The following is a 23,758-nucleotide window of genomic DNA, read 5'->3' on the forward strand; positions in this document are numbered from 1 at the left end:
TACTAGTTTAACTAATTGTTTCATTAATAGCAATTCCGTACTTTTTTCAAGATGAAATAAAAGCTAAAATTGCTGAAACCATTAATGAAAATTTAGACGCAAAAGTTTCGTTTGCCGATGCTGATTTGAGTTTATTCAAAAGTTTTCCGCAAGCTAATGTGGCAATTGAAAAATTAGTTATCATCAACAAAGCGCCATTTGAAGGCGATACATTGGTTTCGTTAGGCGAATTAAATTTGAAAATGTCGATTAAAGAATTATTCAAAGGCAAAGACGAACCTATAAACATTGAAGCTTTGTCAACCAAAAATTCTGTAGTAAATATCATTTTCAACAAAGATGGAATTGGCAACTTTGACATTGCGCTTAAAGATAAAAAAGACGAAAAAGATGCTGGAAAAAGTGATCCTTTGAACTTGAAAATAAATCAATATGATGTTGAAAATATGCGTTTTACCTATTTTGATGAATCTTCTAAAATCAAAATGGTTCTTGATAGCATTAATCATAATGGAACTGGAGATTTTGCTGCTCAAAAATTGGATTTGAATACCAAAACAACGGCAAAAGTTTCGCTTGATATGGACAAAGTAAACTATATGAAAAATGTAGCTGTTACGCTTGATGCTATTCTCGGAATTGATTTAGACCAAAGCAAATATACTTTCAAAGAAAACAAAGCAAAAATCAACGAATTGCCTTTAGAATTTGATGGATTTATCCAAATGGTAGAAGCTGGACAAGTATATGATTTGACTTTTAAAACGCCAACTTCTTCTTTCAAAAATTTCTTAGGATTGATTCCTGCGGCTTATGCTAGTAGTTTGGACAATGTAAAAACTTCGGGCGATTTTACCGTTTCTGGTTTTGCCAAAGGAACTTTGACTGATACAACAGTTCCGAAATTCAACATAGCTATTGCTTCTAACAATGCTTCATTTCAATATCCTGATTTACCAAAATCGGTTAAGAATATTATAATTGATACTAAAATTATCAACGAAACTGGTTTGATGAATGACACCTATGTGAATTTGGACAGACTTTCATTTTCAATTGATCAAGATGTTTTCAATGCAAAAGCCAGTATCAAAAATGTAGCTACAAATGCTTTGGTTGACGCAGCTTTGAAAGGAACTATCAATCTTGGCAATTTCACAAAAGCATATCCTATAAAATTAGACACGCCACTTTCGGGAATTTTGAAAGCCGATGTTACAACCAAATTCGATATGAAATCGGTTGAAACTAGTCAATATCAAAACATCAATAATGCTGGAACAATGCAACTTTCTGGCTTTAAATATTCTCTCGAAAAAGGAAAAAATTTAACCATAAACAATGCTATTGTTCAGTTCAATCCGAGTAGAGTTAATTTGCAAGAATTTAAAGCTACGACTGGAAAAAGCGATATGAATTTGACTGGTGTTTTAGAAAATTTCTACGGATTTATGTTCAGAAATCAGAATTTGCAAGGAAACTTCAATATGGTTTCTAATCAAATTGCCGTTGCCGATTTTATGACAACTGCCGAACCAACTAAAACTGAAACAAAAGCGGCTTCTGAACCAGTAAAAATTCCAGCGTTTTTAGATTGTTCGTTGACAGCCAAAGCAAATACCGTTTTGTATGATAATTTAACTTTGAAAAATGTTGCAGGAAAACTGATTATAAAAGACCAAGCAGTAACATTGCAAAACGTGAATTCTGATATTTTTGGTGGTCAAATTGGTATGAACGGAACGGTTTCGACCAAACAAAAAACACCAACTTTCAACATGAAATTGAACTTGAACAAAGTAGATATACCATCAACCTTTTCGCAACTTGATATGTTGAAAAAAATTGCGCCAATTGCCGATGTTATTAACGGAAAATTGAATTCAACCATTAGTCTTTCAGGAAATTTAGATGCTAAAGAAATGACACCCGATTTGAAAACACTTTCTGGTGATTTATTAGGCCAATTATTAGGTGGTTCAGTAAATTCTAGCAATTCTAAACTGCTTTCTACCTTAGATTCTAATTTGAATTTTGTTGATTTGAGTAAATTGAATTTGAAAGATTTAAAAGCTGCCTTGACTTTCAAAGATGGAAAAGTAAACATCAAACCTTTTGACATTAAATACCAAGACATTAAGGTCAATGTTGGCGGAAGTCACGGTTTTGACCAAAATATGAAATACGATTTAAAATTTGATGTACCAGCCAAATATTTAGGAAACGAAGTAAACGCATTGATAGCAAAACTAACGCCAGCCGATGCAAAAAAACTAGATAATATTCCGGTAAATGCTATTTTGAACGGAACTTTTTCAAACCCAAAAGTTACGACTGATGTTAAAGCAGCAACTACAACTTTAGTAACCAATTTGGTAAAACAACAAAAAGACAAATTGGTAAAAGAAGGCACAACAAAACTGGGTTCTTTAATAGATAAAAACATCAAAAAACCAGGTGACACTAGCAAAACTGTTATTCCAACAACCAAACAAGAAGTAAAGGAAAAAGTAAAAGAAGAAGCTACCAAAAAAGCTGGCGAATTGTTGAATGGGTTGTTTAATAAGAAGAAGTGATATATTAAGTTACTGTAAGAAGTATAAAATCATTTCTATGCTTTACATAACTAAAACAGATTCAATTAAAAAAGCCGAACAACAATGAAAATATATAATGCAGATTTTAAAATAATACGTTTAGATTTCAATATTGAATTACTAAAAACAAAACCTTTAATGGAGTCTAATGTAGAAATAGTTTTAGAATTATTTCCAGCCTCAGATGGAATTAAAGACATTTGCAAATTTGGTTTTAGAATTGCATCACATTTTTTAGAAATAAATTCAAAAAAAGAAACTGTTGGATACCTTTCTGAATATTTTTCGGATTTTGTTATAGAAAATAAAACTAAAGATTTTGTTGACATTAAACAATTTGTAGAAAACGCATTTCTTAATCACGAAATTCATTTTAAACAAAATAAACCGATAGAAGTTATAGTTAGCAACTTAATTCTAAATCCAAATATTGAAGGTTTTACAGAGGATGTTTTTTCTCATTTAAAAAAGCACGGATATTATGACTAGATAAGTTATAAGATTATCACTAGTACTAGCAATAAGGTATACAAAAACTAAAAAAATGAAAATAAGACAATTCCTTTTAATTATATTTTTACTAACTAATTTTCTTTACTCTCAAGTCAAAGTAAATAGTAACAATATTTGGACTGCAAAAGAATTTAGCAAAGAAATATCTCTTTTTAAATCAAAAGAATTTTTATTCAAATCCGTTTTAGGATCAACAGCACAAGTTGTTCCTTTTGAAGTTATTCCATTAGCAGCAGCAAGTTCTGGCGAATTAACTACTTTACTTTATAAATGCGATGCAAAACAAAAAGAGGGTTTAATATTAGGTTTTTATGGCGATTATTGGAATGAGTCAGGCGTACTCTACCAAGGTTACTCATTTAAAAATCTTGAAAAAGATAAAGCAATTGAATTTTTAAATAAAATAGAAACTTCAATTGACACAAATAATAAATTTTTAAAAGAAAGTAGTGACAATAATAATATCTTTTTCAAATATGATGATATGGATGTTTTAATTTGGACAAATGCTGGAGTATATACGATAAGGATTTTTTGGCAGGGTTTTGATTCAACGTGGGAAAAAACTGCTTTTGAACGTTCAAAAAGACGATTTGAAAAGAAAATTAAGTAAATTTTCACCGCTAACGCGAGCTTCTAGCTCGTGCCAACAACAAATTTTTGGATACGAGCTAGAAGCTCGCACCAGCACTGAGATTCTGAAACAAGTTGAGAATGAAAACTCTATAATGAAATCTTCACCACATAACCTTCAAACGTTCGGATATTAAAAACCGTTCCGTCTTCAAAAATCAGGTATTGCCCTTTTATTCCTTTTAGTTTTCCTGTAAAGTTAGGCGATTTATCTAAACTTAAACTTGTTACTTTTTTGGGATATTCTAAAACGGGAAAATGCAAATCGTATAAATCATCTTTTTCTGGATGAAAATATTCCTGAACTTCTTTGGGAATTAAATAGTTCAAACTGGCACGTTCTTTAATCAAATCTGCTAATGGAACTTGGTTTGTCAACATTTTCCTGAAATTGGTTTTGTCGGCATAAAGATTTTTCAGCGCAACTTCGGTAATTCCAGCCAAATAACGATTAGGAACTTCCACAATCGGAATAGCTTGCACTGCACCTTGATCAATCCATCGAGTTGGTACTTGGGTTTTACGCGTTACGCCTACTTTTATTTCGCTAGACAATGCCAAATATACAATGTGTGGTTGCAATTGTACTTTACGTTCGTACTCTAAATCTCTATCTTCTATATCTAAATGCGCTGTTGAAAGTTCGGGTTTCATAATCCAATCGCCAGCCGCAGCACTGCTCATAAAACAATCATAACAAAATCCTTGACGAAAGATTTTTTTCTTTTTACCACAATTCAAACATTGGTAACCAACAAAATTAATTTCTAACGATTTATCCAACAATTGATTCAAATTGAGAAAGCTATTTTCAAAAACCAAATAGTATTGAATTGGATCAGCATATTCTGTTTGCATTTTGGTAAGCACGCCTTCGTAAGTCATTTGGTGTAAAGTTTCAGGTTTAAAGTTTCAAGTTCAAGAAAATTTGTTATTTTTGGTAAAGTTACTAATTTCGTATTTCAAACCTCGTAAATCGTACTTTTTTATGCCTTTTCCAATTATAAATTCAATTGCTTCTTGGTTTTTAAAACAGCGCATTCATCAGATTGAGTTGTTTTTGAAATATCCACATGAAGTTCAAGATGAATTACTTATGAACCTAATTCGCAATTGCGAAGAAACCGTTATTGGAAAAAAATACGATTTTGAATCGATAAAAAATTACAAAACATTTACCGAAAGAGTTCCTGTTTCTACTTATGAAGAATTGGAACCAATGATTGAACTTACACGAAAAGGTGCTCAAAATGTTTTTTGGAATACACCTATAAAATGGTTTGCCAAATCAAGCGGTACTACTAATGCCAAAAGCAAATTTATTCCTGTAAGCAGCGAAGCACTCGAAGATTGTCATTACAAAGGCAGCAAGGATTTGCTATGCATGTATTTGAACAACAATGAAGATTCTGAAATGTTTTTGGGAAAAAGTTTGCGATTGGGTGGCAGTTCTCAAATATATGAAAACAACAATACATCATTTGGTGATTTATCCGCCATTTTGATAGAAAACATGCCACTTTGGGCAGAATTTAGCAGCACGCCAAGCAGCAAAATTTCGTTAATGAGCGAATGGGAAACCAAACTAACCGCCATTATCAACGAAACAAAAACCGAAAATGTAACCAGTTTTGCTGGTGTTCCGTCGTGGATGTTGGTTTTGCTAAATCGAATTTTGACCGAAACCAACAATACTTCACTTTTAGAACTTTGGCCCAATTTGGAAGTTTATTTTCACGGCGGCGTAAATTTTGAACCTTATCGCGAACAATATCAAAAGATTCTGCCTAGCAATGATTTCAAATACTATGAAATTTACAATGCTTCCGAAGGCTTTTTTGCCATTCAAGATTTGAATTATTCTAACGATTTGTTGTTGATGTTGGATTATGGCATTTTCTACGAATTTATTCCAATGGATACTTTCGGAACTTCTAATCAAAAAATTGTTCCGCTAAGCGAAGTTGAATTGTTCAAAAATTACGCAATTGTAATCACAACCAATTCTGGTTTATGGCGTTATATGATTGGCGATACAGTTCGTTTTACATCATTAAGTCCTTACAGAATAAGAGTTTCAGGAAGAACAAAACACCATATTAATGTTTTTGGAGAAGAATTGATGGTAGAAAATACCGATATGGCGATTGCTAAAACCAGTTCTATGTTAAACTGCGAAGTCATTGATTATACCGTTGCTCCAATTTTTATGAAAGGAAAAGAAAAAGGTGCACACGAATGGATGATTGAGTTTAAAAAACAACCTGAAGACATTGCCCAATTTCAAAAAGTTTTGGATGAAACATTGCAAACTTTAAATTCTGATTACGAAGCCAAGCGATACAATAATATGACTTTAAATGAGTTATCTGTAAATATAGCACGTGAAAATTTGTTTTACGATTGGTTAAAAGAAAATGATAAATTAGGCGGTCAACATAAAATTCCAAGATTATCTAACCAAAGAGATTATTTGGAGCAATTGAAATTAATGCAAATTTCTGTATCAAAATAGAAGTAATTTTTATACTTTTGAATAGATGAAACAAATTACATTAAATATTAAAGACCACAAATATTCCTTTTTTTTAGAATTACTAAAAAAAATGGACTTTGTTTCTGTTGTTGAAGAAGATTGGTATGAATCACTTTCTGTTGAAGAAAAAAAATCAATTCAAAAAGGAATTGAAGATTTAGAATCAGGAAATATTTATACAAATGATGAAGTAATGGCGTTCAGTAAAAAAAGAATTTCTGAATTAAAAAATGGTCAATGAAAATTGTTTGGTCTAATCAAGCTAAAGAATATTACATTTATATTATTGAACAGCTTTTTGAGAAATGGAATAGTAGAATTGTAGAAAAATTCGAATTTGAAACATTCAATTTAATTACTAAAATTTCAAATCATAATCATATTTGTCCACAATCAAAGATTATAAATTATCATAAATGTATAATCAACAAACACATTTCATTGATTTACAGAATTCAAGATAATACAATAGAAATTATTACGTTATTATTCAATCAGTCAAATCATCTCTATTAATGAAAAAACTGCTTCTTACACTCGCAACCATTTCTTTTTTAGTTTCTTGTGGACCAAAACGAATGGGTTGTGGACCAAGAAGAAATTGCGAAATTGTAACAAAAACCAATTCTATTTCTCTTTACAAATTAGAAGTAAAAAAAGAAACTTTAAAAACTTCCTGATTTTTTTCTTTTGGTTGTAACATTTTAGTGTATTTCAAGTCTTATTGGTAATCATTAATCAAAACAATCAAACATGAAATCACTTTTCTTCACGCTAAGTTTACTAGCAGGAAATTTTATTTTTGCGCAAGAAACTCCAAAAGATTCTACCGCAACAAAATCAAAAAACAATGAATTACAAGAAGTTACTATTTATGGTAACAACAAAAAATTCTTAAAAGTCGATTCAGACAAAACTACCGTTGGCATTAAAGAAAACCCAATGTTAAGCACGGGAAATGCTTATGATGCCGTAAAAAAAATGCCTGGTGTTATTGCTTCTCCAACTGGCGGATTAACATTGAACGGAAAAGGTGTAACCATTTTTATTGACGGATCTCCAAGTACATTGAGCGGAACCGATTTAGAAAACTATCTTTCAACTTTACCTGCAAGCGCCATTGAAAAAGCAGAATTAATCTATAATCCAGGTGCTTCTTTTGATGCTAATGCAAGTGGTTCGGTCATAAATTTGGTTACAAGTTCAAAACGTTTAAAAGGTGTTAATGCTAGTTTTAACATCAATTATAACTTCAATAAATACCAAAAACCAAGTCCACAAATTTTACTCAACGGAAAAGAAAAGAACTTAAGTTGGCAAACAATGTTGGGTTACAATTATATCGAATCAGAACAGAAATCTAAAAATGGTCAAGCGTTTACAACTTTTAATCCTATTGAATACTTAGACCAAAGTAGGCTTGCTATAAATACCGAAAGAAATTTATATTTTAGAGCTGGCACCAATTATAGACTAAGTGCAAAATCGAACTTATTGTTTAATTACAATACTAATTTTTCTAATGATAGAGAAGATTTCTCAGCAAAAACACTTGGCTCAAATATAAAGTATGAAAACAAAGGTTTGACTAAAACAAAAGGCAACAATAACGAATTGAGTTTACAATTTAAAACTAAGTTAGACACAATTGGAAGAACATTGGATATTATTGCCTACACAAATATCATAGACAGAAATCCGATTAGTAATTCTAACGGATTTGATGCTATTACTACTACTCCATCGTTTTTTAACAATTCAAACGATTTTAAATTATTAAATTATTATACTAAATTTGATTTTGCTATTCCTTTTGAAAAATTAAAATTCTCAATTAATACCGGTGGAAAATTCAACACACTTGAAGTTGACAATTTCGGAACCTATAATCTTAACAAAATAAATCCTGATTTTATAGATTTTGATTACAAAGAAACTAACTTAGCTTTTTATGCTGAAGCTAGAAAGAAAATCAAAAAATTTAATTTTACTGCTGGTTTGCGCTATGAAAACTTCCATGTAAATCGTACTGGAATAGTAGAAAATATTCCAACAAAAATCGATTTTAAAAACAATAATTTATTTCCCAATGTTAGTGCATTATATGAAATCACCAATAGTGTAAATGTAAGTGCCTCCTATTCTAGAAAAATTTCGCAACCAAGTTATAGAACACTCGATCCAAATGGTTCAAACTTTGACCAATTCAACTCTTCTGAAGGAAATTTGCTGCTAAACCCATCCATTTTTGATAATTACGAATTTAAAGTATCTGCTATGGATTTTGTTCAAATTGGGACTAATTATACAGTTGCTAAAAACAGTAATCAATTTATTTTAAATGCAAATCCTGGTGAATTAGAAAGTATTCAAACATTTCAACAATTTGACCGTTTCAAAACCTTAAGTGCTTTTGCTAATTTTCCCGTACCACTAGATTACTTCTTGAAAGGAAAAGATGAATTTCAAAAAAGAATGCAAAATATAGACAAGATGAATTATGTTTATTTAAGCATCAATTATATCAAATCTTTAACTGATGGTTACACTTTTTCATTTGAACAAAAACCAGTTTGGAATTATGCAGCACAAGCACAAATCATTTTGCCTTGGGATGTAAAAAGTAGTTGGACGTACTTTATTTTGCCAGAAGGCGGAACTTGGGAAATTTATAAAATCATGAAACCAATTCAGCAGTTTGATGTTTCATTAAACAAAGATTTTATGAATAAAAAACTAAAAGTTGGACTTCACGCTTTTGATGTTTTTAACCAAAATGAAATAAATGCCTTAGTTTCATCAACAAATTTGCAAACCAATTTTTATCAAAAACAAGATAGTAGAGTCTTTAGAATTTCATTAACCTACAATTTTGGGAACTTGAAACTTGAAAAAGACAACACCGATATTCAAGTAGAAAAAGTTAAAAGTGGCGGCGGATTGGTGAAGTAAATTTGGCACAAATTAAACATAAAAAAATCCCGAACTATTCGGGATTTTTTATTTAGGAAGCTATTTCTAGTCTTTTTAGTAAGTTCTTATTCAAAGTATGTTCTGCATAATCTCTATCGATATCTAGTACTTTTTCATCTGTACTTGGTAGTTCATACATTGCATCAGTTAGAATTGCTTCACAAAGAGAACGCAATCCACGTGCTCCAAGTTTATATTCTAAAGCTTTATCAACAATGTAATCAAGTGCTTCGTTTGAAATGGTAAACTTGACATCATCCATTTCAAAAAGTTTTTCATATTGTTTGATTAAAGCATTTTTAGGTTCTGTTAATATAGAACGTAATGTTTCTCTATCCAGCGGATCCATATGTGTTAAAACAGGTAAACGACCAATAATTTCAGGAATCAATCCAAAATCTTTTATATCTTTTGGGATAATATATTGAAGAAGATTTTCTTTATCAATATTGTCAGCATTTTTTGAGGTGCTATACCCTATTGCTTGACGGTTTAATCTTTTTGAAATAATTCTTTCAATTCCGTCAAAAGCACCACCTGCTATAAACAAAATATTTTGAGTGTTTACCTCAACAAATTTTTGATCAGGATGTTTTCTTCCGCCCTTTGGTGGTACATTCACAACTGTTCCTTCTAATAATTTGAGTAACGCTTGTTGCACACCTTCACCAGAAACATCGCGAGTTATTGATGGATTATCGCTTTTACGAGCAATTTTATCAATTTCATCAATGAATACAATTCCGCGTTCGGCTTTGGTTACATCATAATCGGCAGCTTGTAATAATCTTGTTAAGATACTTTCTACATCTTCACCAACATAACCAGCTTCGGTAAGAACAGTTGCATCAACAATAGCTAAAGGAACGTCTAACATTCTCGCAATAGTTTTAGCAACTAGCGTTTTACCAGTTCCAGTTTGTCCAACCATAATGATGTTTGATTTTTCAATTTCTACATCTTCATGGTGCTGTTGTTGCATTAATCTTTTGTAGTGATTATAAACCGCAACCGACATCACTTTTTTGGTTTGATCTTGACCAATAACATATTCATCAAGGAAAGCTCTAATTTCTTTTGGCTTACGCAAAATCAAATCAGATACTGTTTTGGAACCAGCCGTTGTTTTTAATTCCTCAAGGATTATTCCGTGCGCTTGCTCGATGCAACGATCGCATATATGCGCATCAATACCAGCAATTAATAAATTGGTTTCTGGTTTTTTTCTTCCGCAGAAGGAACATTCTAATTTTTCTTTTGCCATCTTTTTTAGGTAATAGGTAGTAGGTATTTGGTGGTAGGTTACCTAATACCTACCACCTAATACCTACTACCTTTTATTATCTTCTTAAAACCTCATCAATCATTCCGTACTCTTTTGCTTCATCAGCTATCATCCAATAGTCTCTTTCGGAATCTTTATGTACTTTATCGAAAGTTTGCCCTGAATGATGTGAAATGATTTGGTATAATTCGTCTTTTAATTTCAACATTTCTTTCAAGTTGATTTCCATATCGGTTGCTACACCTTGTGCGCCACCTGATGGTTGGTGAATCATAACTCTTGAATGTGGTAATGCTGAACGTTTTCCTGCAGCTCCTGCACAAAGTAAAACAGCACCCATAGAAGCTGCCATTCCTGTACAAATAGTGGCTACATCTGGTTTGATATATTGCATAGTGTCATAAATTCCAAGTCCGGCATATACACTTCCGCCTGGAGAATTTATGTAGATTTGAATATCTTTAGAAGCATCAACAGATTCTAAAAACAACAATTGTGCTTGAATAATGTTTGCCATATAGTCATCAACTCCTGTTCCCATGAAGATGATTCTGTCCATCATTAAACGTGAAAAAACGTCTAATTGCGATACATTAAGTTGGCGTTCTTCAATAATATAAGGTGTTAAACTTGCAGTAAGTTTATCGTAATACAAACTGTTTACACCGTGATGCTTAGTTGCGAATTTTTTAAATTCTTTTCCGTAGTTCATTTTAAAAAAGTTTATGTGTTTAAAGTTTAGATGGTTAATTCCAAACTATTGTTTCTATTACAAAGGTCGTACCTTTTATTTTATACGTCAATTTGTCCTGACTTAGCCCTGATAGTAGCGACATCCTTTTCTTTTTTTCTTTAAAAAAGAAAAGATATAGCGGATAGCAGGAATAGCTTCTAAAAAAAATGAGCGTCAAAAATACAAATTCTTGACGCTCAAAGATACTAAATATTTGTTAGAATTTATTCGCCGTACATAGCAGCAACAAATTGTTCGTAAGTCACTTCTTTAGTAGTTGGATTGGCTTTATCTTTGAATAATTGCAACATTTTTTCGGCTACAACTTGCTCAGAAAGACGTTTTACTTCTTCTTGATTAGAAAGTACACGAGCCACAATTCCTTCCACTTCTTCGTCGGAAGCATCAACTTTTCCAAATTGTAACATTTGTTGACGGATAGCGTTTGCTGTAAACGATTTTAGGTCTTCAAAAGTGATTTGGATATTGCTTTGCGCTAGTGCTTTTCCTTCAATTAATTGGAAACGAAGTCCTTTTTCTGATCTTTCGTATTCGATGGCAGCTTCTTCTGGAGTTAATACTTTTTCGCCAGCTGTTTGCAACCATTTTTTAAGAAACTCTGATGGCAATTCGAATTTGTTATTCTCGATTAAGAATTCTTGAACGTCAACCATTAATTTTTGTTCTGCTTGAACTGCGAATTGTTTTTCAACATCTTCTTTGATTTTGGCTTTCAATTCGTCAACAGAATTTACAACTCCTGGTCCAAATAATTTATCGAAAAGTTCTTGATTTAATTCAGCTGGTTCGCTAGCCACAACTTCATCGATAGTAAAAGTTACTTCTACATCAAGATGGTGCACATCGTCATGAGAAACTGCTAGGTAATCCATTAATTTGTGATCATCTGCAAATAAACCTTTAGTTTTAAGACTTACAACGTCACCAATTTTTTTACCAACAAAGCTTTTGGCTAATTTTTTATCTGCAAATTCTTCTAAATCGACAGTTGTACGGTTATAAATACCAGCTTCTTCGTTTGCAAAAACACCTGAAACATCATTTCCAGCTTCCACAACTTCTTTAGAAACGATTTTACCATATTGTTTTTGGATACGAGCAATTTGAGCGTTGATAAAAGTATCGTCAGCTTTTACAACATATTTTACAATATCGTTTTTAGCTTCCATATCGATTTCGAATTTTGGAGCAAGACCAATTTCAAATTCAAAAACCAAATCTTCAGCATCCCAATCGAAATTTTCATTAATTTTAGGAAGTGGTGTTCCAAGCAAATCAAGTCTTTCTGATTGTATATAACGAGTCAAAGCAAGTTGAACAACTTTGTTTACTTCTTCTATTTTGATGGCTTTACCATATTGTTTTTCTACTAATGCTCTTGGCACTTGTCCTTTTCGAAAACCTTTTACAGTTGCCAATGGCATTTTTTCGTTGATTCTTTTTGTGACTTGACCTTTATATTCCATTGGTGGAACATTCATTACAATTACTTCATTTACAGCATTTATTGCTACTCTTTTGATATCCATTTCTGACTTGATTTACATAATAAAATTGGGTTGCAAAATTAGAACATTTTTGCAACCCAACCAAGTTTTTATTTGACAAGTATTTTTACTTTTTTTCTTTGGTCAAACCATTCATTAACGATTGTGATAATGATAGAATTATACTAAACAATAATGCTGTCCAAAACGAATCAACGTGAAAGCCACCAACTATTTTGGAACACAAAATAATAATTATAGCATTGATAACCAGAAGAAACAATCCGAGTGTTAGAATAGTAACAGGAAAAGTAAAAAATATTAGAAGTGGCTTGATAAAAGTATTAAGCAATGCTAAAACGATAGCTACTAAAATAGATGTTGTGAAACTTGCAACTGTAATACCAGACATAAAATAGTCAATTACAAGAACAAGAATGGCAGTTATGATAATTCTGATAAGTGTGTTCATAGATTTTGTTTTAAAATTCAAAGTTAGTGAAATTGTCAATCACTTTATCATTTAGTCAAAAAACGTGCCGTTTCCTCAAAAAACATTTTTGGGTTTTCTGCGTGAAGCCAATGTCCAGCGTTTGGAATTGTTACTAATTCTAAGTTCGGAAAATGTTCTTTTATTTGGGGTAAATCGGTATCTAAGATATATTTGGAATTTCCGCCTCGAATAAACAAAGTTGGTTTTTCAAAAATTGTATTTTCTGGTAATATTGTGCCGACTTCTTCAATTTTTCTGTTAAAAACATCCAAGTTGAATCTGAAAGCTAATTGACCTGGTTCTTTCCAATACAAACTTTTCATTAAAAATTGACGCGTACCATAATCAGGAATAAAAGGATATAATGTTTCTTCAACGGCTGTTCTATCTGGTTTTGATAAAAAATCTACAGCATTTAATCCTGCTAAAATATCTTGATGATGTGGCGCGTAATATTTGGGTCCAATATCGGCAACAATTAATTTTTCCATCATTTCGGGATATTTTGTTGCAAAAAGCATAGCAACTTTTCCGCCCATTGAATGTCCTATTATGGAAATTTTTTCTAAATTATATTCTTGACAATATTCTAAAACATCTTGAGTCATTACTTCGTAGCTAAAGTCTTCAGAGTGAAAACTTCTACCGTGATTGCGCAAATCTAACATATGTGATTCAAATCCTTCGGCAGCATATAAAGAACCAAATGATTTCCAATTGTCAGACATTCCCAAAAATCCATGGATGATTAATAATGGTTTACCTTGTCCTTCTATTCTTGAGTGTAACATGATCTTATTTTTTACACGAATTTCACGAATTTACACAAATTTTAAAGACGATTAAAATTTCACGAATTCACATTATAAGATGATTTGTGAAATAATTTTTGAATTCAGAATTCGTGAAGATTGGTGCAATTCGCGTTTGTTTTTACTTCAATTTTTGCAAATACATATTCACAACATTATCCAAACCAAAATAAAGTGCTTCCGAAATTAATGCGTGACCAATAGAAACTTCTAATAAACCTGGAATATTTTCTTTAAAAAATTTGATATTATCCAAACTCAAATCGTGACCTGCATTTATTCCTAAGTTTAACTCATTAGCCATAATTGCAGCTTTTGTATATGCTTCAATTCCTTTATGATTCCCTAAACCATATTGATGTGCAAATTCTTCGGTGTATAACTCAATTCTATCTGTTCCAGTTGCTTTTGCACCTTCAATCATTTCTATAATTGGATCAACAAAAATTGAAGTTCTGATTCCGTTACGCTGAAATTCCTGAATTACTTCAGTCAAATAAGATTGATTTTTTACAGTATCCCAACCAGCAGATGACGTTATTGCTCCAATAGCATCTGGAACTAAAGTTACTTGTTCGGGCTTGCATTCTAAAACCAAATCAATAAAATTGTGTTGCGGATTTCCTTCAATATTGAACTCGGTGTAAACAATTGGTTTCAAATCACGAGCATCTTGATAACGAATATGTCTTTCATCTGGTCGCGGATGTATAGTGATTCCTTGTGCTCCAAATTTCTGAATATCTTTAGCAACTTGCAATAAATCGGGAACATTTCCGCCACGAGCATTTCTTAAAGTTGCAATTTTATTAATATTTACGCTTAACTTTGTCATATCATTTTTTTGAACCACAAAAATACAAAGTTAAAATAAGGTTTTATGTTGTAAAATTTGATTATTTTGCAACAAATATTGAATAAGTATCATGACAGAAATTACCGATTACATCACAAACGATTACAAAGCGCTTGATAGTCAAGAAACTATTGCCGATGTTCAAGATTTTTTTATGGATGTTCCTTTTTCTCATTTTTCGGTATTAAATGAAGGTATATATATAGGTAGCATTGCTGCAGATGACATTGACACTTTTGATTCTGATAAAAAAGTAGCTGATTATAAATATGCTTTAGAAGGTTTTTTTGCCAGAAATAATATGATTTGGTTAGATGTTTTAGAAGTTTTTGCCAAAAATCACACCAATATAGTTCCAGTTTTGAATGAAGAAAACGCCTATTTAGGTTATTATGAATTGGAAGATATTGTGAAATTTTTTCACGAAACTCCTTTTTTAAGAGAGCAAGGTGGCATTATAGTGGTTAAAAAAAGCATGCAAGATTATTCTATGAGTCAAATTGCTCAAATTGTAGAAAGCAACAATGGAAAATTGTTAGGTTTATTTGTTTCAGAAGCAGATGTTGAAAATGTTCAAATTACCATAAAAATTGCTCTTGGCGGAATGAATGATATTATTCAAACTTTCAGACGATATAATTATGAAATTGTTTCAGAACATCACGAAGACAATTATTTGAATAGCTTAAAAGAACGTTCAGAATATTTAGATAAATATTTGAGTATGTAATCAATGTGGCAATAATTTTTTGTCAATTAGATAATTTAGAAAAAATGAAAATCGCAATTTTCGGACAATATTACCAAAACGACACTCGACCAATTATTCGAGATATTTTTGTTTTTTTTAATGCCAACAATGTCGAATTGGTGATTGAAGAAAAATTCTTAAAAATATTGTACGAACAAGAAATTCTAAAACGAGAATATAAAACATTTAAAGATTATTCGTGTTTAGATTCAAGTTTTGATATTTTGGTTAGCATTGGTGGCGACGGAACTATTCTGCGAGCAGCCACTTTTGTTAGAGATTCTGGCATTCCGATAATAGGAATTAATGCTGGAAGATTAGGTTTCTTGGCAAAAGTTCAAAAAGAAAATATCGAAAGTTTCCTTCAAGTGGTAATTGAAAAAAAATATACAATTTCAAAAAGAGCACTTTTAAGTTTAGAATGTTCACCTGAAAACGAACAAATAAACGAACTAAATTTTGCCATGAATGAGGTAACGGTTAGTCGAAAAGACACAACTTCGATGATTACAATTGAAACATCATTGAACGGTGAATATCTAAATTCTTATTGGGCAGACGGACTAATTGTTTCAACGCCAACGGGTTCAACAGGTTATTCGTTAAGTTGTGGTGGTCCAGTTTTGACACCAGAAGTTAAAAGTTTTGTTATAACGCCAATAGCACCGCATAATCTTAATGCGCGACCACTCGTAATTCCTGATGATACTGAAATAAAACTAAAAGTTTCTGGTAGAGAAGAACAATATTTAGTTTCGCTCGATTCTCGAATTGCAACACTCAATAATAATTCGGTTTTAACAATAAGAAAAACGCCATTTTATATAAATATGGTTGAAATTCCGAATGAAACTTTCCTGAAAACACTACGAAACAAACTTCTTTGGGGCGAAGACAAGCGTAATTAAATTTATTTTCACTTTTTTATACTACAAACCCTAAAAAGACCGTTTAAATACTAGTCAGAAATAGAAAAAATCTGACGCTAGTATTAATGTGAAATATAGTAAAAAAAGATTATTAGAAATCATGTACTTTTAGTAGTCTTAATTATTATATTTGCACGCTATTTTCAGAAGAATGAAAAGAATTTTTTTAGTTTTATTTTTAATAAGTTTATCATCATCAAAAGCTCAAATACACGAAGTTGGGGTTTTTCTTGGTGGAAGTAATTTTATAGGCGATGTTGGTTCAACAACATATGTAAACCCAAACGAGTTAGCATATGGTTTGTTGTACAAATGGAATAAAAGTCCAAGACATTCATGGAGAGCGTCTTATGTTCAATCAAAATTAACATCAAGAGATTCTGATTCAGATATGAAGTCTAGAAAAGAAAGAGATTATAGTTTTGAAAATAGTGCAAAAGAATTATCTTTAGGACTTGAATTTAATTTTTTTGATTTCAACCAGCATGATATGACAAAAAAATTTACACCTTATATATATTCTGGTGTAAGTTATACAAGATACGACGGATTATATTTTGCAGGAGGGAATTACCCAAAAACAGAGAAAAAATATGGTGCTTTAGCAATTCCTATGACTATTGGGGTTAAAGCCAAAGTTTTAGATCATTGGGTTATTGGCCTAGAAGCTGGAGCAAGATATACTTTCAAAGATGATATTGATGGAAGTAATCCAACAAGTGATAAATTGTCACATTTAAAATTTGGTAACACAAACAGTACTGATTGGTATGTTTTTTCAGGTATGACATTAACTTATACTTTTGGAAACAAGCCATGTTATTGCAAACAATAAAAATGAGTTCAAAAGATACAATCAATTTAGAAAATTTACCAAAACACCTAGCCATTATTATGGATGGAAATGGTCGTTGGGCAAAAAAGCAAGGATTGATACGAGCAATTGGTCATGAAAACGGAACTAAATCTGTTAGAATCACCGTAGAAACTTGTGCTAAGCTTGGAATTGAAAATTTAACTCTTTATGCCTTTTCTACAGAAAATTGGAATCGTCCAAAACTAGAAGTAGAAACCCTAATGAAACTTTTGATAAGCTCTCTAAAAAAAGAACTTAAAACACTTGTTGACAATAATATTCGTTTGAATTCTATTGGAAATCTTGAGCGTCTACCCAAATCGGCTCAAAAAGAATTACTCGAAGTAATAGAAAAAACAAAAAACAATACGCGAATGGTTTTAACACTTGCTTTGAACTACGGAGCAAGAGAAGAAATGCTAAATGCCGTTAAAATTATAAGCGATAAAGTTAAAAATAATATAATTTCAATTGACACTATTGACGAATCAATTATAAATCAGCATCTTTACACGCAAAATTTACCAGACGTAGATTTATTAATACGAACTAGCGGCGAACATAGGATAAGCAACTTCTTGTTATGGCAAATAGCCTACGCAGAATTATACTTTACCGAGGTTCTTTGGCCAGATTTTAAAGAAGAAGATTTGTATGAAGCAATCATTAGCTATCAAAAAAGAGAACGTAGATTTGGAAAAACCAGTGAACAAATTAAATAAATTTTTAGTGTTACAAAATAAATTAAGATTAGCTCTTACATTACTATTTCTAGGAAGTGTTTTTCAAATAAAAGCCCAAGAACAAGACAGAATTCCTTTTGATCAAGGAACAAAATATATCCTAGCCGATGTTGAAGTTATCGGCAAAATAAGCTACAATCAACAAACAGTTGTTACATTTGCTGGTCTTGAAAAAGGGCAAACAGTAACAGTTCCTGGAGAAGAAATTTCTAATGCAATTAAAAAACTTGGTAAACTTGGTCTTTTTAGCGAAATTGATTTTTATGTAAATAAAATTGCTGGCGACAGTATTTATCTTCAATTAAATATAAACGAACTACCAAAATTAAGCGAAGTTAAATTTAAAGGTATTAAGAAAAATAAAACCGAATCACTTATAAAAGACAACGATCTTACAAAAGGTAAAATAGTTAATGAAAATTTAATTACTACTACTCGAAACTATATTGAAAACAAGTATAAAAAAGATGGTTACTATAACACTAAGGTAAACATTAATACTGTTGTTGATACAACTGTAATCAATGAAGTTAAAATGCTTGTAAACATTGATAAAGGTGAAAAAATAAAGGTAAATAGTATTGTGTTTACTGGTAATGAAAAATTTACTGATAAAAAACTTAGAAAAGCAATGAAGAACACCAAACAGAAACTTACTGTTGGTTCTTTTTTTCAAAATCCATTGCGAATTTTCAAGAAATCTAAGTTCATTAAAGATAAATACAAAGAAGACTTAACTACAATTATTGATAAATACAAAGAGAAAGGATATAGAGATGCTCGTATAACTTCTGATTCTGTAATTTACAATAAAGAAAAGAAAAATATTGCCATAAATTTAAACATAGAAGAAGGTCGCAAATATTATTTTGGTGACATCAAATTCTTAGGAAACACTGTTTATCCTGATAATGGATTGAGTAGAATGTTAGGAATTAAAAAAGGTGATGTTTATAATGGCGTTTTGTTAGAAAAAAGAATTGCTGACAAGTCAAAACCTGATGGAGATGATATTACTAATTTATATCAAAATAATGGTTATTTATTTTCAAATATAAATGCTGTTGAAACAAAAACTGTTGGAGATTCAATCGATTTTGAAATTAGAATTGTGGAAGGTCCAATTGCATATTTCAACAAAATTACAGTAACAGGAAATGACAAAACAAACGATAAAGTAATTTACCGTGAGTTAAGAACTAAGCCTGGTCAAAAATACAGTAAAGAAGAATTAGTAAATACTATTCGTGAAATTGGAGCATTAGGTTTCTTTGATCCTGAAGCTATCAAACCAGAATTTAAAAATGTTGATGCTGGAGCTGGAACAGTTGATATTGAATATCAAGTTGTCGAAAAAGGTTCAAGCCAAATAGAACTTCAAGGTGGTTATGGCGGTGGCGGTTTCATCGGAACACTTGGTTTATCGTTTAATAATTTTGCCGCTCGTAATTTATTCAAAAAAGATGCTTACAAACCTCTTCCTATGGGAGATGGTCAAAAAGTAGCTTTACGACTTCAAGCAAGTTCATTTTTCCAAACGTATAGTTTGTCTTTTTCTGAACCATGGTTTGGAGGAAAAAAACCTGTGCAATTTAGCACATCGTTATCACATAGTAAACAATTCTTAAGTAACGGATTTTCAACTGTAGATAAAAGCAAAAGTTTTAACATTACTTCCTTATCTGTTGGACTTGCTAAAAGGTTAAATGCTCCTGACAACTATTTTGTTTTCTCTCAAGGATTGAGTTTTCAATATTATGATTTGAATAATTATAACACTGGATTATTTACGTTTGGTAATGGATCATCAAGAAACTTAGCATACACTATAGGTCTTAGCAGAAATAATAAAGGGGTAAACCCAATTTTCCCAACTTATGGCTCTGAGTTTAGTATTTCGGGTAAATTTACACCACCTTATTCGAAGTTTAATGGTGTTGATTATGGAAATCTAAAAAATCTGAATGAATACAAATTAAAGTATTCAGGAACCCAGTACACAAGTCAAAATGGTAATGTAGTTTATAATGGTGATTATTTATCCGAAGTTCCATCGCAAACAAATCCAAATCCAGATAAAGCTAGTTCTGTAGAAACAGCTGCGGCAGATCCTGCTTTAGTTGATCAAAAGAAATTTAATTGGTTAGAATATTACAAAATCAAATTTAAAGCGGATTGGTTTACTAAAATATATGGTAAATTAGTTTTACGTTCGTTAGGCGAATTTGGATTTATGGGTTCATATAACAAAGATAGAGGACTAGTTCCATTTGAAAGATTCTTTTTAGGAGGAGATGGTTTGGCAAATTTTGCACTTGATGGTAGAGAAATAATACAATTGAGAGGTTATCCAAACAATTCGTTATCTAGTCAAGATGGTGGAACTATTTACAACAAATTCTCTTTAGAAATGCGTTATCCTATAACTTTAAAATCATCTGCATCTATTTATGTGTTATCATTTTTAGAAGGTGGAGCAGCCTATGACAATTTTAAGCAATATAATCCGTTTATATTACAACGTTCGGCTGGATTTGGATTAAGAATTTTCATGCCTGCGTTTGGATTATTAGGTATTGATTTTGGTCACGGTTTTGATGCTGTCCCAGGTGGAACAGAAAAAAATGGTTGGGAAACGCATTTCATCATTGGTCAACAATTTTAAAATCAATATATTTGAAAATTATTTCTAATAAAATTTTAGAATTATGAAAAAATATTTGTTTGTTTTACTAGCTTCAATATGTACTTCAACCTTTGTTAGCGCACAAGGTAGAGGTGTAAAAATTGGTTACATTGACATGGAATATATCCTTCAAAATGTTCCTGATTATACTGAAGCAAAAAACCAATTAGAGCAAAAAGCTCTTAAATGGAAACAAGAAATTGAAATTAAAGGACTAGAATTAGCCAAACTTGAAGAGTCTCTAAAGACTGAAAGAGTTTTACTTACCAAAGAATTAATTGAAGAAAGAGAAGAAGAAATTGCTTTTCAGAAAAAAGAATTATTAGATTATCAAGAAAAAAGATTTGGTCCAAAAGGTGATTTGATTATTCAAAAAACTGTATTAGTTCAGCCAGTTCAAGATCAAGTTTTTACAGCTGCTCAAGATATTGCAGAAGCAAAAAAGTATGATTTTATTTTTGATAAGAGTTCAGATTTAACAATGTTATTTGCAGCGAAAAGATTTGACATTAGCGATCAAGTAATTCGTGCAATTACTCGTGCTTCTAAACAAACACAAATGTCAAAAAAGCAACTTAAAGAAGAAGCCGCTAAAGAAGCTAAACAAGATTTAGAAGACGAAATTAAAGAAAATCCTGCCCTTGCAGATAGACAAAAAAAATTAGAAGAGAAAAAAGCAGCTCGTGAAAAACTTATTGAAGAAAGAAAATTGGCTGCCGAGGCAAAGAAAAAAGAGATTGAAGAAGCAAGAAAAAAACTAACCGATGAAAGAGCAGAGAAAAAAAATGGCACGATTCCTGCTAATACTTCAAAAGAAGATTTAAATAAAGAAACTTCTACTGGAACGAAAGTCGATGATTCAGCAAAAACTGAACAAGAAAAAGTTGTTGCAGATGCAAAACAAAAAGCAGCTGATGAAAGAGCTCGTGTTTTAGAAGAAAGAAAGAAAAATTTAGAAGAAAAAAGAGCAAAAATTTTAGCAGATAGAGAAGCTGCAAAAAAAGAAAAAGAAGAAAAATTAAAACAAGATAAAGAGAACAAAAATAAACCTTAAAACAATAATTATTAAATTTAGAAAAATGAAACAAATTAAAACTTTGGTTATAGTTGCCGTAATGTTAATAGGAAGTCAGGCAATTCAAGCGCAAGCAAAAACTGCACATGTTGAAGTAAACGAAATTATTTCTAAAATGCCTGCAATGCTTGATGCTCAAAAACAATTAGAAAAATTGAGCGGAACTTATGATGCTGAGTATAAAACTATGGTTGACGAGTACCAAAACAAACTTAAAAAATACGAAGAAGAAGCTGCAACTCAAACAGAAGCATCAAACGAAACTCGTGCAAAAGAAATGCAAGACATGCAAAAAAGAATTGTTGATTATAGAGACAATGCTCAAAAAGAATTGCAAGCAAAAGAAGCTGATATTATGAAACCTTTATATGAAAAAGTAAAAGCTTCAATCGCTAAAGTTGGTAAAGCTAAAGGATACCAATATATCTTAAATTCTGAAGGTTTGCTTTTAGCTGATGGTCCAAACTTGACTGCTGATGTTAAAAAAGACTTAGGATTTTAAAAAATCTAAAATAAATTTAAAAACTGCTCTACTGAATTATCAGATTAGAGCAGTTTTTTTTTACTTTTGTTTCAATGAAAAATAATAATCCAATAGGGCTTTTTGACTCAGGCATCGGTGGAACTTCAATTTGGTCAGCAATTCATGGTTTGATGCCAAATGAAGACACTATTTATTTAGCAGATAGCGCAAACGCACCTTATGGAAAAAAATCAAAGCAGGAAATTATTGATTTGAGTATTAAAAATACGGAAGAATTACTCAAAATGAACTGCAAAATCATAGTTGTTGCCTGTAATACCGCTACAACAAATGCGATAAAAGAGTTAAGAGCCAAATATGACATTCCCTTTATCGGTATTGAACCAGCGATTAAACCTGCTGCAATCAACTCTAAAACGCAAACTATTGGTGTTTTAGCAACGAAAGGCACATTGACAAGTGAACTGTTCAACAAAACAATTGAGCTTTACCACGATACTAAAATAATTGAACAAATAGGATATGGATTAGTCGAATTGATAGAAAACGGCGAATTAAATTCATCAGAAATGACAGAATTACTTCATTCCTATATTGATCCAATGATTGAAAAAAACATTGATTACTTGGTTTTGGGTTGCAGTCATTATCCATATTTGATTCCTCAAATAAAAAACATGCTACCTATAAACATTAAAATTATTGACTCAGGCGAAGCAGTTGCAAGACAAACTCAAAAAGTTTTAAAAGAAAAAATCGGCTTAAATTCTTCAAAAGAAAAAGGGAAAGCCGTTTTTTATACTAATAACAATCCAAAGGTTCTTTCTGAAATACTAAATGGCAACTATTCTGTAATTCAAAAAGAGTTTTAGTCTTCTTTAAACCAGCTAGAATACATTACATAATTGTTAGAAATTCTTTCAATTTCTCCAGCAAAATCTGAGGCATTCAAATCTTTAACTTTCTTAGCTGGAATACCTGCATATATTGTACCTGATTCAACAACTGTATTTTGAGTTACAACAGAACCAGCACCAATAATAGAATTGCTTTCGATAATACAATTATCCATAACAATTGCTCCCATTCCTATAAGAACATTATCTTGAATCGTACAACCGTGAACAATTGCGTTATGACCTATAGAAACGTTATTTCCAATAATAGTTGGATGTTTTTGATAGGTACAATGAATAACGGCTCCATCTTGAATATTCACTTTATTACCAATATGAATGCTATTTACATCACCGCGGACAACGGCATTAAACCAAACACTACACTTTTCACCAAAG

Annotated in this window: 23 protein-coding genes and 1 pseudogene; 16 read left to right on the forward strand and 8 right to left on the reverse strand. The window is 31.3% G+C overall.

Translation table 11 applies throughout. The features are described from left to right. From O9267_RS05175 to O9267_RS05185, 3 genes and pseudogenes are all read left to right on the forward strand, one after another. A pseudogene (locus tag O9267_RS05175) lies at positions 1 to 2,576 on the forward strand (AsmA-like C-terminal region-containing protein); the annotation flags it as partial. A gap of 84 nt (positions 2,577 to 2,660) precedes the next feature. Then, a complete protein-coding gene (locus tag O9267_RS05180; protein ID WP_298176832.1) occupies positions 2,661 to 3,086 on the forward strand; it encodes a hypothetical protein in 426 nt (141 codons plus the stop codon). Between the two features lie 55 nt (positions 3,087 to 3,141). Beyond that, positions 3,142 to 3,723 carry a hypothetical protein gene (locus O9267_RS05185; protein ID WP_298176834.1) on the forward strand — a complete coding sequence of 194 codons (582 nt, stop codon included), beginning with the start codon at positions 3,142 to 3,144 and terminating at the stop codon, positions 3,721 to 3,723. Positions 3,724 to 3,833: 110 nt separating this feature from the next. Here the strand turns inward: O9267_RS05185 and O9267_RS05190 are convergent, their stop codons facing one another. Continuing rightward, positions 3,834 to 4,628, reverse strand: coding sequence for a DUF2797 domain-containing protein (locus O9267_RS05190; protein ID WP_298176836.1), 795 nt, complete (start codon positions 4,626 to 4,628; stop codon positions 3,834 to 3,836). Between the two features lie 103 nt (positions 4,629 to 4,731). Between O9267_RS05190 and O9267_RS05195 the strand changes: the two genes are divergently transcribed. From O9267_RS05195 to O9267_RS05215, 5 genes are all read left to right on the forward strand, one after another. After that, entirely contained in the window at positions 4,732 to 6,258 is a 1,527-nt protein-coding gene (locus O9267_RS05195; RefSeq protein WP_298176839.1) for a GH3 auxin-responsive promoter family protein, read from the forward strand. Positions 6,259 to 6,349: 91 nt separating this feature from the next. Beyond that, complete coding sequence (locus O9267_RS05200; RefSeq protein ID WP_298176841.1) at positions 6,350 to 6,520, forward strand: hypothetical protein; 171 nt, start codon at positions 6,350 to 6,352, stop codon at positions 6,518 to 6,520. Further along, complete coding sequence (locus O9267_RS05205; protein WP_298176843.1) at positions 6,517 to 6,795, forward strand: type II toxin-antitoxin system RelE/ParE family toxin; 279 nt, start codon at positions 6,517 to 6,519, stop codon at positions 6,793 to 6,795. The genes O9267_RS05200 and O9267_RS05205 overlap by 4 nt, the downstream gene beginning before the upstream one ends. Next, positions 6,795 to 6,959 carry a hypothetical protein gene (locus O9267_RS05210; protein ID WP_298176844.1) on the forward strand — a complete coding sequence of 55 codons (165 nt, stop codon included), beginning with the start codon at positions 6,795 to 6,797 and terminating at the stop codon, positions 6,957 to 6,959. Before O9267_RS05205 ends, O9267_RS05210 begins: the two co-directional genes overlap by 1 nt. A gap of 73 nt (positions 6,960 to 7,032) precedes the next feature. After that, complete coding sequence (locus O9267_RS05215; protein WP_298176846.1) at positions 7,033 to 9,231, forward strand: outer membrane beta-barrel family protein; 2,199 nt, start codon at positions 7,033 to 7,035, stop codon at positions 9,229 to 9,231. 52 nt (positions 9,232 to 9,283) lie between these two features. Here O9267_RS05215 and clpX read toward each other — a convergent pair whose 3' ends face one another. The 6 genes from clpX to O9267_RS05245 all read right to left on the reverse strand — a co-directional run bounded on the left by clpX (position 9,284) and on the right by O9267_RS05245 (position 14,918). Then, positions 9,284 to 10,516, reverse strand: coding sequence for an ATP-dependent Clp protease ATP-binding subunit ClpX (gene clpX / locus O9267_RS05220; protein WP_298176848.1), 1,233 nt, complete (start codon positions 10,514 to 10,516; stop codon positions 9,284 to 9,286). Positions 10,517 to 10,592: 76 nt separating this feature from the next. Further along, positions 10,593 to 11,249: an ATP-dependent Clp endopeptidase proteolytic subunit ClpP gene (gene clpP, locus O9267_RS05225; protein ID WP_298176850.1), complete on the reverse strand. Its 657-nt coding sequence runs from the start codon at positions 11,247 to 11,249 to the stop codon at positions 10,593 to 10,595. Between the two features lie 245 nt (positions 11,250 to 11,494). Next, positions 11,495 to 12,820 carry a trigger factor gene (locus O9267_RS05230; RefSeq protein WP_298176852.1) on the reverse strand — a complete coding sequence of 442 codons (1,326 nt, stop codon included), beginning with the start codon at positions 12,818 to 12,820 and terminating at the stop codon, positions 11,495 to 11,497. An 85-nt stretch (positions 12,821 to 12,905) separates the two neighbouring features. After that, a complete protein-coding gene (locus O9267_RS05235) occupies positions 12,906 to 13,250 on the reverse strand; it encodes a phage holin family protein (RefSeq protein WP_298176854.1) in 345 nt (114 codons plus the stop codon). A 47-nt stretch (positions 13,251 to 13,297) separates the two neighbouring features. Further along, positions 13,298 to 14,062, reverse strand: coding sequence for an alpha/beta fold hydrolase (locus tag O9267_RS05240; RefSeq protein WP_298176855.1), 765 nt, complete (start codon positions 14,060 to 14,062; stop codon positions 13,298 to 13,300). A gap of 142 nt (positions 14,063 to 14,204) precedes the next feature. Next, positions 14,205 to 14,918 carry a pyridoxine 5'-phosphate synthase gene (locus tag O9267_RS05245; RefSeq protein ID WP_298176857.1) on the reverse strand — a complete coding sequence of 238 codons (714 nt, stop codon included), beginning with the start codon at positions 14,916 to 14,918 and terminating at the stop codon, positions 14,205 to 14,207. Positions 14,919 to 15,009: 91 nt separating this feature from the next. On the opposite strand from O9267_RS05245, the gene O9267_RS05250 reads away from it, so the two are divergent. The 8 genes from O9267_RS05250 (at position 15,010) to murI (ending at position 23,335) form a co-directional block, all read left to right on the forward strand. Further along, positions 15,010 to 15,669 (forward strand): acetoin utilization protein acuB, encoded by a 660-nt coding sequence (locus O9267_RS05250; RefSeq protein ID WP_298176859.1) that lies wholly within the window; start codon positions 15,010 to 15,012, stop codon positions 15,667 to 15,669. Positions 15,670 to 15,713: 44 nt separating this feature from the next. After that, positions 15,714 to 16,598, forward strand: a complete 885-nt coding sequence (locus O9267_RS05255; protein ID WP_298176861.1) for an NAD kinase — start codon at positions 15,714 to 15,716, stop codon at positions 16,596 to 16,598. A 172-nt stretch (positions 16,599 to 16,770) separates the two neighbouring features. Beyond that, complete coding sequence (locus O9267_RS05260) at positions 16,771 to 17,454, forward strand: DUF6089 family protein (RefSeq protein WP_298176863.1); 684 nt, start codon at positions 16,771 to 16,773, stop codon at positions 17,452 to 17,454. A gap of 2 nt (positions 17,455 to 17,456) precedes the next feature. After that, on the forward strand, positions 17,457 to 18,197 hold the full coding sequence (locus tag O9267_RS05265) for an isoprenyl transferase (RefSeq protein ID WP_298176865.1): 741 nt from the start codon (positions 17,457 to 17,459) through the stop codon (positions 18,195 to 18,197). Further along, positions 18,130 to 20,883, forward strand: a complete 2,754-nt coding sequence (locus O9267_RS05270) for a POTRA domain-containing protein (RefSeq protein ID WP_298176867.1) — start codon at positions 18,130 to 18,132, stop codon at positions 20,881 to 20,883. The genes O9267_RS05265 and O9267_RS05270 overlap by 68 nt, the downstream gene beginning before the upstream one ends. 43 nt (positions 20,884 to 20,926) lie before the next feature. Continuing rightward, positions 20,927 to 21,958, forward strand: a complete 1,032-nt coding sequence (locus tag O9267_RS05275; protein WP_298176869.1) for an OmpH family outer membrane protein — start codon at positions 20,927 to 20,929, stop codon at positions 21,956 to 21,958. 25 nt (positions 21,959 to 21,983) lie between these two features. Next, a complete protein-coding gene (locus O9267_RS05280; RefSeq protein WP_298176871.1) occupies positions 21,984 to 22,481 on the forward strand; it encodes an OmpH family outer membrane protein in 498 nt (165 codons plus the stop codon). Between the two features lie 74 nt (positions 22,482 to 22,555). Continuing rightward, positions 22,556 to 23,335: a glutamate racemase gene (gene murI, locus O9267_RS05285; RefSeq protein WP_298176873.1), complete on the forward strand. Its 780-nt coding sequence runs from the start codon at positions 22,556 to 22,558 to the stop codon at positions 23,333 to 23,335. Here the strand turns inward: murI and O9267_RS05290 are convergent. Continuing rightward, positions 23,332 to 23,758 (reverse strand): gamma carbonic anhydrase family protein (locus O9267_RS05290; RefSeq protein WP_298176875.1); only part of this gene is annotated, 427 nt, incomplete at its 5' end. The genes murI and O9267_RS05290 overlap by 4 nt on opposite strands.

The organism is Flavobacterium sp. (genome assembly GCF_027531705.1).
Taxonomy (GTDB): Bacteria; Bacteroidota; Bacteroidia; order Flavobacteriales; family Flavobacteriaceae; genus Flavobacterium.